This is a genomic window from Paenibacillus terrae HPL-003, from assembly GCF_000235585.1.
GTDB classification, from domain to species: domain Bacteria; phylum Bacillota; class Bacilli; order Paenibacillales; family Paenibacillaceae; genus Paenibacillus; species Paenibacillus terrae_B.
This window is the reverse complement of the sequence record NC_016641.1, coordinates 1,520,014-1,534,725: the sequence shown is the minus strand read 5'-3', so window position 1 is coordinate 1,534,725 and position 14,712 is coordinate 1,520,014. Positions and strand designations below refer to the sequence as shown.

8 protein-coding genes are annotated in these 14,712 nt (G+C 47.1%); 4 read left to right on the top strand and 4 right to left on the bottom strand.

What is annotated here, in order from left to right; translation table 11 throughout:
* Positions 1-119 precede the first annotated feature (119 nt).
* Positions 120-2,084 carry an elongation factor G gene (locus tag HPL003_RS07000; RefSeq protein WP_014278945.1) on the top strand — a complete coding sequence of 655 codons (1,965 nt, stop codon included), beginning with the start codon at positions 120-122 and terminating at the stop codon, positions 2,082-2,084.
* Positions 2,085-2,439: 355 nt separating this feature from the next.
* On the opposite strand, the gene HPL003_RS06995 is transcribed toward HPL003_RS07000, so the two are convergent.
* Complete coding sequence (locus HPL003_RS06995; RefSeq protein WP_014278944.1) at positions 2,440-3,294, bottom strand: hypothetical protein; 855 nt, start codon at positions 3,292-3,294, stop codon at positions 2,440-2,442.
* Positions 3,295-3,299: 5 nt separating this feature from the next.
* Positions 3,300-3,821 carry a sigma-70 family RNA polymerase sigma factor gene (locus HPL003_RS06990; RefSeq protein ID WP_014278943.1) on the bottom strand — a complete coding sequence of 174 codons (522 nt, stop codon included), beginning with the start codon at positions 3,819-3,821 and terminating at the stop codon, positions 3,300-3,302.
* Between the two features lie 710 nt (positions 3,822-4,531).
* Here HPL003_RS06990 and HPL003_RS06985 point away from each other — a divergent pair.
* Both HPL003_RS06985 and HPL003_RS06980 read left to right on the top strand, forming a co-directional pair.
* Complete coding sequence (locus tag HPL003_RS06985) at positions 4,532-10,606, top strand: DUF7601 domain-containing protein (protein ID WP_014278942.1); 6,075 nt, start codon at positions 4,532-4,534, stop codon at positions 10,604-10,606.
* Between the two features lie 19 nt (positions 10,607-10,625).
* Positions 10,626-11,405 (top strand): class B sortase, encoded by a 780-nt coding sequence (locus HPL003_RS06980; RefSeq protein ID WP_014278941.1) that lies wholly within the window; start codon positions 10,626-10,628, stop codon positions 11,403-11,405.
* Between the two features lie 522 nt (positions 11,406-11,927).
* On the opposite strand, the gene HPL003_RS06975 is transcribed toward HPL003_RS06980, so the two are convergent.
* Positions 11,928-12,350 carry a tetratricopeptide repeat protein gene (locus HPL003_RS06975; protein ID WP_014278940.1) on the bottom strand — a complete coding sequence of 141 codons (423 nt, stop codon included), beginning with the start codon at positions 12,348-12,350 and terminating at the stop codon, positions 11,928-11,930.
* 128 nt (positions 12,351-12,478) lie between these two features.
* Positions 12,479-13,909, bottom strand: a complete 1,431-nt coding sequence (gene pdxR / locus HPL003_RS06970) for a MocR-like pyridoxine biosynthesis transcription factor PdxR (RefSeq protein WP_014278939.1) — start codon at positions 13,907-13,909, stop codon at positions 12,479-12,481.
* 209 nt (positions 13,910-14,118) lie between these two features.
* On the opposite strand from pdxR, the gene HPL003_RS06965 reads away from it, so the two are divergent.
* On the top strand, positions 14,119-14,667 hold the full coding sequence (locus tag HPL003_RS06965) for a pyridoxamine 5'-phosphate oxidase family protein (protein WP_014278938.1): 549 nt from the start codon (positions 14,119-14,121) through the stop codon (positions 14,665-14,667).
* Positions 14,668-14,712: the final 45 nt, after the last annotated feature.

The window sequence follows — 14,712 nt, the reverse complement described above, 5'->3', positions numbered from 1 at the left end:
TTTATCTACGCAATTCATGAAAAAGACCCTCTCTCAAAACCAACTCCTACCCACTCTCCCGATTTCTATGCTTTAATAAAATGAGCAGTATTAACAAGAAGCGTTGAAAGTGGGATTTTATGAAGCGACTAACGATTGGCCTGTTCGCCCATGTGGACGCAGGTAAGACAACTTTTGCGGAACAGCTGCTGTACCATACGAACAGTATCCGGTCGCGGGGGCGGGTGGATCATCAAGATGCGTTTCTGGACAGCCACGACATCGAGCGGGCAAGGGGCATTACGGTGTTCGCAGATCAGGCGGTAATAGAATATAAAGGAGATAGCTATTACATAATAGACACGCCCGGACACGTCGATTTCTCCCCGGAGATGGAGCGGGCGATTCAGGTCATTGATTATGCCATCCTGATTGTAAGCGCAGTTGAAGGTGTCCAGGGCCATACGGAGACGGTCTGGCAGCTGCTGCGCAAGCATCGAATTCCGACGTTCTTCTTTATCAACAAGACGGATCGGATCGGCGCGGATGCAGGCAGAACCGAGTCGGATATCCGTCAGCAGTTGACGGGGGAAGTATGCTGCATTACACAGAGCTTCGCTGACGGCATAGTCGGCGAGCCGCTGCGGGAGGCCATGGCGGAGCGGGACGAAGCCTTGCTGGAAGCATTCCTGGAGGGGAGAGAGGATTCCGGCTTTTGGCTGGAGGCTTTGCAGAGGATGATAGCGGCGGGTCTTCTCTTCCCCTGTGCTTATGGCTCTGCGCTTCAGGATACAGGCGTCGTTGAATTTCTGGATCAGCTGCATCTGCTGACGACAACCACTTATGACGAGAAAGCTTCGTTCCAGGGGCGGGTTTATAAAATTCGGCACGATGCAGGCGGAGCGAGACTCACATTCATTAAGGCGCTGGGTGGTCGGCTGAAGGTGAGAGAACAGCTTAGTTATGAGAGCGGCGGGGTTCAATATGACGAAAAAGTTACGCGGCTCTACTTGTTTAACGGTCTTAAATCGCAGCCGGTGGAACAAGTGGAAGCTGGCGATTTGTTTGCGGTTGTCGGCTTGTCCGCCGCCGAGGCCGGACAAGGCCTGGGGGCGATATCAGACAAGTTAGCTTACGATTCGGAGCCGACGTTACAATCGAAGGTAGTATTCGACAACTCGATACATGTACAGAAGGTACTCGGTGCTTTTCGCACGCTGGAGGCGGAGGAGCCGTCTCTGAACGTCGTTTGGGATGAGAAATTGCAGGAGATTTCTATCCGCGTCATGGGATTGATTCAGCTGGAAGTGCTGGAGCAGCTTGTTAGAGAGCGGTTTGGCTTTGCTATCTCTTTTGGACAACCGGAAATCTTGTATAAGGAAACGATTCAATCGGCTGTGAAAGGGTACGGCCACTTCGAACCGCTCAGGCATTATGCGGAAGTGCATCTGCTGATTGAACCGGGAGAAAGGGGCAACGGCATCATGTTCGATAGCAGATGTCATGCCGATGATCTGAATGTCAGCTATCAGAATCTGATTCGGAATCATCTCTACGAACGGGAGCATCACGGACTGCTGACCGGCATGCCAGTCACCGACGTGAACATTACGCTGCTGAGGGGGCGCGCGCATAAAGAACATACCCATGGCGGTGATTTTCGTGAGGCTGCCTTTCGAGCACTACGGCAGGGTCTGGAGAAGGCGGACAACGTGCTGCTGGAGCCCTATTACGATTTCAAAATCAAGGTCGCTATCGATGAAATGGGCAGGGTACTGTCCGATATTCAGCGTGCTTCAGGTATTTTTAATCCGCCGCAGACAACTGGAACGCAAGCGGTGGTCACAGGCAGGGTGCCCGTGTCGGCTTTCATGAACTACAGTGCCGAATTTGCATCCTTTACGCATGGACGAGGCAGTATCCGTTGCGTGTTCAGCGGCTACGACCGCTGCCATAATACGGAGGAAGTCATAGAGCGGATGGGCTACCGCAAAGGGGCGGACCCACTGTATACATCCTCCTCCATCTTTTGCGCCAAGGGGGCGGGTTACTCGGTGCCATGGGATGAGGCAGAAGCCAAGATGCACCTTGAATTAGAACCTTGAATGATCTATTAGGAAACTAGGCAACTAAGAAATGATCGTGAGTAGTAAATCTAATAATGTGCTGTTGAGAAGATTCATTGAACCACAGCGACTGCAGATCGAGGTGAAGAGTTCGCCTGTTACGCGAGCCTGGAAAACCACACATGGCGTGAAGATCTACTTTGCTGAACATTTTGTCATGGGGATTATAATCGCATACTAAATAGAAGGGAACAAAAAAACCGCTGATCATTTTCAGATTAACGGTTTTAAAAATTCAATTTTTCCATGTATGCCTCGACTGTTTTTTGAAGCATTCTAGAGCAGCGGGTTTTGAGGGTGTAGGTCTTTTATAGGTAGGATAGGGATCAAACTACTATTTTGGGTTAGCATTACTCATCCAATGATCTACATAAAGCTGGCTTACAGTCTCCTCTTCTTTTTGCTGTTTCATTTGCTGTAACAACGTTTCTGCTTGCGCCAGATTGTCAAAGCTGCCCATTACCACAGCAAACTTGCCGGTGCGGGTTTTAACCATGCTGCTTCCTTTATCATGAAACTGTTCGGCCAGCATGGCCAGTGCTTCCCCCTCTTCCATGTCCTCACTTCGCACAAAGAACAACTCTCGCGGCTGCGAACGGTTTGCAGCAGAGAACAGCTTAAGGTGGATGTAGCCAGGATCTTTATACTCTGATACGGAATAATCCACATTCTCCTTAAGCTCAATTACAAAGCGGACTGCCGAATCATCCAGAATAATATTACGATATACATCTTTCACATAATTAAGAGCTCGAATATCCTTCTCCATTTTGGCATAATCAAGCTCACGTACTCCGTTAAAGGTGAAAACTAGCCGATCTGGACCTGCAAGTCGTTCTACGGTGTAGGCTGGAGCAGACGCAAGCTGATTGTCATCGACCTTGAAATGAATGCTTAACGAGTCGCTTTCCTGTTTGGTTGTTGCGACTGCCCCATCTGTGGATTGTCCCCCGCCGCCTATTTGAAAGATTTTCACGACAGACCCGATGATTGGTACATCAGACAGCGCCAGAGCTACGGTTGGCACATTAACTGTAATGACCATAGCCGCGCAGGCCGCAACCAAAGAAGAACCGCGCCACACTCGTCTATTCCGTTTCATTTTATGCGCACGCTTGCGAGCATCCTGAATCACTTCTGAAAGACTGGACGGAATTTCGATTTCATCATATTTTTCTTTACCATACATCCGCTTCAACCTTCTTTCTTCGTTAGTTGTAATTTGAGCTTATTAAGAATGCGATAAAACCTGCTTTTTACAGTATTTTCTGAAAGTGAAAGCACCTCAGCAACATCCTTGAATCGCTGGCCTTCAAAAAATTTTAGAATGATAAAGGACCTTTCCTCAGGCTTCAAAACTTCAAGGGCCTCGTACAAATCCATCTTTTCTTCCAAACTTATATTCGAATCTGCGGATGTTAGCGAATGTTGGCTGTCCTCTATATACGTATATTTCTTCTTCCGCCTTAAGTGATCAATCGCACAGTTGATGACAATCCTCGCAATCCAAGTTTCTACATAGTCCAGACTCTCCAGTTTCTTATATGAGAGAAAAGCCTTATACGATGCCTCTGATACGATCTCAAGCGCATCCTGTTGATTCTTGACGTATGAGTATGCAATCCGGTACATTCGTTCTTTGCATCCCATCAGCCGATCGCTAAACTGTTGTTCGGTTAACGACGCGTTTGCTTTGTTCAGTTGATACACCCCCATTGCTGGTTATACCTCGACTTTCATTGTTTATTGTGCAATGCATGTTAGACAGATCAGCGTCCCAAATAGTTTCATCATTCTGATGGATTTTTTTCACCCCGCTAATTAGCTGTCTTTCGACAAAAAAGGTTAACTTAACTTGAAAATAGGGATTCATTGCCTCTGAGACTTTAAGTTTTAGAGTTTTTTTGTTCTTCTTGCTCAGATAAACGACCACGTCTTACGATTTAAACTATGAAAAAAGTTTTGGTGAAAATGTAGTTATCATGAGCTAATTTCTTAAGGATCACAATAAAATTGTGTTTTGAAAAAGCAAATATTCTTCAACATTGTCAGACAAGATACTAGGAAGAAGGAACTACTACATCTACCAGCAAGCCAATCAGTTCCTAAGAGTCGAGCGGTTGTTTAGATTTTGTATAGGTCCTTCGTAATATAATGTTGAAATACGTCGTGTAGACTGGGCGTATTCTGCCATTTGCAGTATGTAAGTGGCGAAGACCATCGAAGGAGAGGGGAAGATAGCTACTAAGCATGATCAACAGCCAGCACCCCACGGCACTTACACGTTCATCTGGAACTCCGCAAGAGTTTCGATGATATAAAGGCTGTTGGGATCAAGCAAATAGCATATGTTTATTCGCTTGAGGGGTTAAATCGAGGAGATGAGTTCGGTATAGAAAAAATATGTCAATAAAGGGGAAATTCGTTTGAAAAGGAAACGAAGTGTGAGCAAAGCTGTGCTATCTTTCTGCCTAGCAGTTTTGCTTGTCTTGCAGACGGTGGCGTTCTCTGCTGTCGCATTTGCGGATAGCGCGCCAAGCGATTCCGGTGCGGCGGCCGTTAGCGAAGCCGATTCGCCGAGCGCGGACGAACCGTCGTCGGTACCAGAGGCGGTATACGCTGCGCCGACCGAACCGTTGCCAGTACCAGAGGCGGTGTTGGCTATGCCGGCCAATCTCGTAGCGATAGCGGCAGTCTCGACGGACAAAACGGCGGTGTTCATGGAAGCTAATCCAACCTTTCCGCTGAAAGTGACGCAGGGAAATGCTGTTATTGATCCAAACGGTATTATTCAGGGTAGACAGCCATTTACTCTCAAATCGGAAGGTCTAAAGGTGCCAGTGAATGGTGATGACACTAATCCGACAAATGCGAATCTCGACCTATACATTCAGAAGGGTGACTGGATCGAGCTGAAAAAAGAAGACTACTTCAAGGAAGTGGTGTTGCCGACAGCTACTAAAACCCTGAATGCACAGACTGAATCAGGTATGAAACAGCTCGGTACCGCTTATTTCACTCCGAACAGCATCAGGGTTGTATTTAACGGTGATGATAACTTTTTCAATGGTGTTGGACGAGGTATTGTCTTCAGCTTTGAAACTACTGCCGATGCAGATGTAACGGGAATGAATTATGGCGATACAAAGCCGATCAACATCTTTGGTGGTGCTTATCAGCTAAAAAACCCGGACGTCACACCCGCATACAGCATCACATTGACCTCGCCGGGAATGATCAGGTGGGATCAGTATAGTTATCGCGGAATTCAACCGGCACAATTTGTTGAGGGAGCGATTACTTGGCAGTCAACCGTATCTGCATTCGATCAGTTTGATAAAACAATCAAATTGCCGCTAGACGGGAAGACATTTTATACGAATCCCTCAACTTATAATACCGGCTTTGGAAATGTCCGCGGTATTTATATGGAGGATTCATTCAAAGTAAATGACCAGAATGTAACTCCAGACATTGGGGCAGACGGATCGCTGAGTTACACTTTCCCACAGGGAACAGGTGTAGATCCAAAGGTTGAATATAAAACATGGATTCCAAAGGAAGCCTATTATTACGAGCATCAGAATCCGCCAGGCAATCTTGGTCGCAGCTATCGGGATATGAATGGCAAAGTGGAACTGAGACAGGACAATAATATGTTGGTGCAGGCAGGTCAGGAAATTTCTTTTGCTCCCGACTGGATTCAAGCCAGCGCCTCGTATGACAATCCTAATGAAACAATCACATGGAAAGTCACTGTTAACCAGTACAACAAAAAAGGTTTAAAGGACTTTACCATCACAAATGTACTACCTCAAGGGTTGGAGTTTACTTCAGCCACATGGCAGACGTGGGTGGATGGCACTGCATCTGAGGTACAATCAATTGCACCGGATGCGAACAGCGTTTATTCCTTTGGGGATATTAACGGTAAAGTGGAACTAGTGATTAAGAGTAAGGTAACAAGCGGTTCCAACTTCAGAATCGACCCACGCGCTAACTGGAATTTGGACACAACAGGCGGTATTCAGAACAATGATGTGACAACTGGTTTAAGACCTGTCGCAGTAACTGACGAGGCAATCGTTACTATCGGTGCGCATACTTTTACAAAAACAGGCTCTGTTTCGATGGAGGACTATAACCTGGGCGGCATCACGTGGACCGTTAATTTAACACCACAGTATGCCCTGCCAAATGCGGCGGTATACGATGTGCTAGTGCATGGCGGCGATTTGAACGTCTTGGACAACGCAGTGGATGCAACAGGCGAGGTGAGTGCGGAAACGATTGCGAAAATCAAGGCGAATGTTAATACTGCTCAGCTTTGGAAGCAATATCGCGAAGGTACTCTCAAGAGCGCAAACAGCTTAACCTTGAAGGTTATCCCTTTGACAGTGAACGGTGAAGTCGTGGCGGATTTGATCAAGGTGACCGGATACACCGACAAAGCTGCATCCTTCAGCTTCCGTTCACTTGAGACCAAGCCGGATATCCTCTTCAGACAGGATATTAACGCAGGGAAAACAAGCTGGAATCGGGCCTTGCTCTTTGACGGCGAAACCGTAAAAACTGCTGCGGAAAACGCTGTTAATCTTCATCTGCGTATGCTGAACAAGGATATGCTCTTTGCGTCGAAGCCATTGAAAGCAGATGGTACACTTGAAAATGTTAATCCAAACAACGTAAATAACTACATTAGAAACGACAGCAATGAAGCGTGGACAATTTCTGGCTATGACAGGACAACCAAGACTGTTACATTCCGCTTAGGGGTGAATATGCCAGGATACAACACAGAAGAAATGGCTAAGGACGGTGGTAGCCGAGTAATCAGCAACATCAAGCTAGTGGATACACTGCCTGAAGGCTGGGAATTCGTGCCGTTTTCTGAGAGCAAAGATTTTGAGCTTTGGAAAGGCTACTCGGACAATGGTGGAGGCACCGAGTATGGTGTCCGAAACGACGCCAGAACAATTATTGAACCAGGCACTAATGCTCATGTGGTAAGCTTCTCCCATAATGAAAACGTAGGAACTTTCACCTTCTCTAAATTGGAAAGTCCTTATGTCATTTTGGTAAAGGCAAGACCTTCCAATACAGCTCTGGGGAGATATTTGGAGGAATACACGACCAACGGCACAGACAAGCAGGTGCTGTATAACAAAGCCGACCTTCATATGACATGGGGCGGAGAGGAAAAGGTTCTCACTGAACAACGTAAGATTATCCTACCTATTCAGACCTTGGGCAAGTCGGTAGCTAAGCCGGTTCCAGGGGTGTTGGAATGGACGGTGAACTATACTCCGCCATTTAACATGAAGCAGGGCGTTTATCTGCAGGATACCCTAGGTGCAGGTATGAATCTGCGCTATGAAGGAAACGGAAAGCTTGTGCTGACAGCGCCTAGTATGGCAGTCTATCCTGCTAAACTGGCTGCCAGCGGTGCTCTGGAACGAGAGGGCGCAGCACTGGACCTAAGCGACCCGAATGCTGAAGTTCAGGTAGAAGCTGCACCAGGAGCGGGAGGCACCACAGTTTTAAAATTCAAGATGAACGACCCTAATAAGTTTTACCAGTTTGTGTACCAAACAGAGATTGATTCATCTAAAGCGAAAGCCGGAGACAAAATGGGCAACGAGGTAAAGCTGGAGGGCGATGACAATCTGAAATCTGTCAGTGCCAGAAGCGAAAGTACGCTGGACAATTCAGACGTAGCCGGCAGTTCAAGCTCCAATGCCCTGCTGCCCCTGAAAAAGGTGGCTCCCAATGGCAATCCGCTAAAAGGCGTAGAGTTTACGCTCTATAAGAAGGACGACGGAACTCAAATCGCCAAAGGAACAACCGATAGCGGAGGGAAACTTAATCTGCTATTCCCAGATCCAGGGTATTATGAACTGAAGGAAACTTATATTGACACAACGACATGGTTGCCGACTACAAGAATTTATCAGGTGTACGTAGGGAATACGCCCGGGAAGCCCATCTGGGTAGATGGCGTAAAAGTAACCTCTGATAATCCGCTGGTCGTACCTACGCCGGCGCAAGGAAAGCTGACTATCAGCAATAAGGTTGAAGGAAACGGCAGCGATTCTTCCAAGGATTTTGAATACACCGTGACTTTCACCGGCGAAGGCAAGGACGGAAAGTACACCTATAAGAAGCCGGATAATACGTCTGGCACGATCAAGAGCGGAGACAAGATTACCCTTAAGCACGGGGAATCTGTGACGTTCCCGATATTGCCTGCCGGTCTGGTCTATACCGTAACCGAGGGCGATTATACGACCGTTGACGGTTATACCACCACGCCGGAGACGAGAGAGCTGTCCGGCACAATCGTGGATAAAGGCGACCACAAGGCGGATTTCATCAATGAACGGACCGTTAACAAGCTGACCGTTAGCAATACGGTCATGGGCAACGGCGGCGACAAGACGAAGGAGTTTGAGTACACTGTCATCTTTGAGGATGCAGGCAAGGATGGAAACTACTCTTACTTGAAGTCGGGCGGGGGCACAGGTACGATCAAGTCCCGCGATACCTTCAAGCTCAAGGATGGAGAGACACTGGATATTTCGGGTCTGCCTAAGGGTCTGAAATACACAATTACCCAGAAGGAATACACAGCCGACGGATACGTGACTATTCCTGAGGAACGGTATTATACCGGAGTCATGGAGGGCAAAGATGAAGATGCCCCGTTTACGAACGTGCGAGTCTTGGAGGGCGACCTGCTAATCAGCAACACGGTTAAAGGCAAAGACGACGACAAAAAGAAGCCGTTCAAGTACACGGTCACCTTCACAGGCGAGGGAGCGAACGCAGCCTACTCTTATGTGAAGTCGGATGGCAGCAAGGGCACGATCAAGAGCGGAGAGACCTTCGAGCTTACAGATGGCCAGACGCTCATTGTGCAAGGACTTCCGACGTATCTCCAGTATAAGGTGACCCAGGATGATTATACGAAAGACGGCTATGTGACAGATCCTGAAAGTCTGGTTCGCACAGGCACCATTCCGGAGAAAAAAGCGGCCGAAGCACACTTTGTCAATACCCGCCCGTATCTGGAAGGCGTGCTGCGTGATAACAACACAGGAGAAGTCATTCCGAATGCGCCCATCACAGTGACCGATCTGAACACAGGCAAGAAGCTTCAGACGGAGACAAATGAGAAGGGTGAATATTCGATCCCAGCCGCAGCGGATACCGACTATACGATCACATATACGAAGCGGTATCAGGTAGGCGGGAAGGATGTGCCTGTCGAGTTCACGCAAAAAGCAAATGTGGACGGCAGCGTGACGGACGAGACCGTTCCGGCGGACATTACGGCGGTAGGGATCATTCTGTTCAAGCAGCTGAATGGAACAAGAGAGCTATTCAACGATTCGTTTACCAACCAGATGCATATCTATTTGAAGGACAAGGACGGCAATTATATTCAGGAGAACGGTCGTCCCAAGGCGTTTCCGATGGCTTCGAACGGAACTTTCTCTGTGGAAGGGCTAAGCGAGCAGAAGTACACAATGGAAGTTCGCTATAAAGCTGAGACCGGCGAGGAACTGCTCCTCAAAGTGACGCAACTGGACGTGAAAGCTAACGGAGAGCTGAATATTTCCGAAGCATTGGTCGACCCTTACGGTACGGTTTATGATGAAACGACAGGAGATGCCGTCACTGGCAAGAAAATTGACGTAGCCAAAGTTACACTGTATTATGCGGATACGAAGCGGAATAGAGATAACGGCCGCATTCCGGGTACGAAAGTAACGCTTCCTCCGGTTCCGAATTTTCCGCCGCGCAACAACGAGAGCCCGGAGCAGGATAGCGATGCAAATGGCTTCTATGCGTACATGGTGTTTCCTGAAGCGGATTACTATCTGATCGTAACGAAGGACGGATACGAGACGCACAGGAGTGATACGATTTCTGTTGATTTTGACATTATAAAATACAACGTGCCAATGAAGCCGATCAGTTCTGGTGGCGGCTCCGGCGGCAACTCCGGCAACGGTAACAGCGGAACCGATAACGGTAACAGCGGAACCGATAACGGTAACAGTGGAACCGATAACGGTAACAGCGGAACCGATAACGGTAACAGTGGAACCGATAACGGTAACAGTGGAACCGATAACGGTATCAGCGGAACCGATAACGGTAACAGCGGAACCGATAACGGTAACAGCGGAACCGATAACGGTAACAGCGGAACCGACAACGGCAACAGTGGAACCGACAACGGCAACAGTGGAACCGATAATGGTAACAGCGGAACCGATAATGGTAACAGCGGAACTGGCAACGGTAACAGCGGAGCTGACAATGGCAGCAACGTAACCGACGACAACAACAGAGTCGGAGACGAGTTGGACGATGTTCCACATACAGGGGATAGAAGCGTATCACCAATCTTCTATATGGTTTTGGCGTTGTTGTCCTTGATTACAATCGGGTTCTGTCTACTCGGTAACAAGAAGAAAAAGCACATCCAGTGACCGGGAAGGCGGTAAGAAAATGAGCAAAACTAAAAAAATTCTTATCGCCGTTTCCTCCCTTCTGTTGGTATTTTCACTCGTTAATATTGCGAGAACCTTTCTGGGGGATTATGCCGAGCAGCAGAAAATCGAAGAGCTGACAAAAGTTTGGGAGAAAGGGTCGGACAAAGGCGGAGGGGATGCATTCCCCTCCCTTTTGTTCAATAAGGCGGATGAGCCGGTCATACTTCCCGAATTTCGAGAGCTTTACGAGAGGAACTCGGACATCGTCGGCTGGCTGAAGATTGACGGCACCCGAATTGAGTATCCGGTCATGCAGAATCCACAGGATGCGGGGTACTATCTCAATCATGATTTCGATAAAAAGGAAAACAAAGGCGGCCTCCCCTTTTTGGACGAGCATAGCCGGATCAACGGTTCGGACATTTTGCTGATTCATGGACACCACATGAAAAGCGGCTGGATGTTTAAAGATTTAATGAAGTACAAGAACGAAAGCTTTTATAAAGAGCATGCTATGTTCCAGTTCAGCACGCTTTACGAAAAGGAAGAGTATGAGATTGTTGCCGTTATTCTGTCAAAAGTTTATCGCAAATCGGACGACGTTTTTAAATACTACCAGATTGAGAATGTAAGTACGCCCGCCGAGTTCGATTCGTATGTTCAGAACATCAAAAAACTCGCTCTTTACGATACGGGCGTGACAGCCCAATATGGCGACAAGCTTGTTGTACTGTCTACGTGTGAATACTCAACCGAAGACGGCCGGTTAGCGGTGATCGCCCGAAAGCTTAGATGACGATGTTGAAATACGGAGTCAAGCTGTTTTATATTCGTTATAGAAGAGAGGTAGGGCATTAGTGCCTCTCTTCTATTTTTTTGTGACCAATTTGCTAAGACACAGGAATAAATGAAAATCAAGGAATGCGTTGCTTACTTGGTTTGTTGTTTTATCATTGGTATGCCGAAGTGGCGATTATGAAGGAAATTTGCATGCGCCTAGAAGAGCCAGCTTACTCCATCCGATTGCCATTCAGGAACCTCCTCGTTTTATGCGATGGTTCCATTGTAAATGTAGCGATCGTTGCTCGCATTGACTTACGTCAAGAGTGGTATTTTCAAAAGACTTCAATAGGGCTATTTCCAATTTATATTCATTAAAAAGAAATGAGGAGCTAAAGAAGCATCTTATCGAAGCACAAGGAAAATTGCTCGTTATTGCGAGAAGTTGCAATTTGGAGCTATGGTTAAACTACTTTTCGAGATTTCACTTACGTTGCATAGAAAAATAACCTAATCAGCTCTTGCACAGCCTGAAATTTCAAATCTCTATCTTTGTCTCCAAAAACTCAAGATACTTTGGGTCATCTTCCATAAAAATTTCAATACCGGCGCCCATGTAAGCCCGGGTTAACTCGTCAGCCGCCTTCTCAAAGCTGTCCTGTTCATAATATAACTGCCCCAGCCGAAGATGAATATACGGATTACCTAACCCCTTCGGGCACTGTACGGCATTAAAAAAGCACTTGAAGGCCTTATCGTAATTCCTCATACGAAAATGGACATCCCCAATAGCCACGTATATCCAGGTAGCAGCCTCCCATTCTCGATGATTTTCAGGCAATAAACGGAGGGCGGCAATATAATTTTGCTTGCCCGCATCAAGATCGCCTGCCTTTACCAAAGCATCGCCTTGTTTACATAGAGCGGTAATTTCGGAATAAGTGGAATCTGAAAGCTGCAACGCGATCTCTCCTGTTCTATTCGATGGGATTAATTATCGTTTTTTGGCTTTCATAGCCCTTAGTTCATTCTGCCCTAGATCGCGGTTTAATGGAATCCTGCGAATTTACCAATTCCCACATGATGACCCTATAGGATCAAATCCGCAAGACGATGAACTCCCAGCTCAATCGATGCTTCATCTACTTTGGCAAACCCCAACACCCATCCTTTTCGTTTGCTTTCCAAACAATAGGGTCGAAGAGGGTATACACGTATTCCCTTTTGAAGAGCTGACTTTGTTACGGTGTCTTCGTCGTATGACTCTTCAGCTTCAAGGAGCATATGCAATCCCGTTTCTACCCCACTTAGTGTGAAACGCTCTCCCAAACCGCTAGCCACTATAGCCTTTGTCATGGCTTCGTGTCTTCGTCGGTACACATTTCTGACTCTTCTCATATGGCGCATAAAATGCCCATTCTTGATGAAGTGGGTTAGAGTCATCTGATCCATAATCGGAAGATGGCGGTAAATCAGCTCCTGTACCCTGGCTAGTTGAGCAATGGCCTCCACAGAGCCAACGATAGCCGAAATACGAATGCCTGGAGCAATCATTTTAGAAAAACTCATGAGGTACAAGGTATTATTAGGTGCCTGGCTAAACAGCGTTGGAAGTGGTTCCCCGCGATATCGAAATTCACTATCATAATCGTCCTCGATGATCCAGAATTGTTCTTGAGCAGCCTTATGTAGCAATTGTTGCCTACGCGGCTCCGACATAACGACCCCGACCGCGCACTGGTGCGAAGGGGTCGTAAAGATCAGTTTGGATTGCGGGTGAATATGCTCAACCACTAGACCATACTGATCCACGGGAACGGGCACCACATTCATACGCCGATATTTCATCGCCATCCAGGCAGCTGGAAAACCGGGATCTTCTACAGAGACAGTGTCCCCGTCAGCTAAAAGCGATTGTGCGATTAAGTCAATACTATGCTGAGCTCCTGAGGTCAACAGAATCTGATTGGTTTGGATATGGATGCCTCGTTCAAGTGATAAATAACGCTGAATTTGCTCACGTAATGGTGTAAAACCATAGGGATTACCGTAAGCCCAGTTGGATAAATCCATTGCAGCGGATGCGTGCAGAAGCGATTGTCGCCAGTTCTTTTGAAATTGTCCATCTAAATAGGGTTCATGGGGACTAAAATCAATATCCACTTCTGGCTGTTCTTGGCCTCCGAACCAGTCGTGTAATTGATCGACAGCCGAGTTCAACAAAGGAAGTGAGGGGCGAATGGGGCCATCTGCTATTATTTCCTTCGTTGATTCAGTGACTTGGTGCCATTTACTAACCCGCGTCCCTCCTCGGCGAGATGTAACCGTATAGCCTCGACTTAGCAATTCCTCATAGACGATTTGTATCGTTGAACGAGAGACACCTACCATATGAGCAAGTTCGCGGGAAGGAATCAGCAATTCCCCTGGCGCCCAGATCCCGCTAGTAATATTATGAATCGCTTGATCAAGCAATTGCTGCCAGATCGGTCTCTTGTCATGACGATTTACTTTCATCATCGTACACACCTCCAAATAGAAGCTCCAATTATAAATACTCATTATGGATTGCTCATAACCTAGATGTTTGGATGTTTTAACGCAATCCATTCGCTGATATACTACCGTAATAACGCTGGTATTTGCAATATGGTCGTAGCTGCACTCTAGAAGAGTATCGGGGTTTGGAGTGGGATGAATGTGTTATGAGTGAAAGGAGAGATTTTGAAATGAATTCGGTTCGTTACAAGATCAGGGAATGCCGGGATCAAGAGAAAATTGAACGCTTCCTTCATCAGGCGAGAATTGGGTATCTTGGGTTGGTTGATGGGAACCTGCCCTATGTTGTACCGCTTAATTATGTGTGGGCTGAGGGGAAGCTCTATTTTCACGGGGCTGGAGATGGAAGGCGTAATCATGTCATGAGTGAAAATCCAGAGGTATGTTTTACGGTATGTGAGGAATACGGGACCATCACGGACCCGGTACCTGCCAAAACGGATACGGCTTATATGAGCGTAATGATATTTGGGCAAGCAGAGCCAATCACAGATTTGGATGAAGCCACCCATGTACTTCAGGAAATGATCAATAAATACGTACCTGGCTATTATAACCGCCCCTTGTCGAAGCAGCATGTGGACAAGTATAGGTCGGCTGTGTTCGGCGGACCGGTTCAAGTTTACCGTGTTATTCCGCACCATATGACGGCAAAAGAAAGTCCAATTGAAGCAGAAAAAATGTATAGAACAGTCATGAATGTAGGACGAGAGATTTAACGACAAGATACCGTTACGACTTGCGCTAAGCTAACGTGTGCGGTC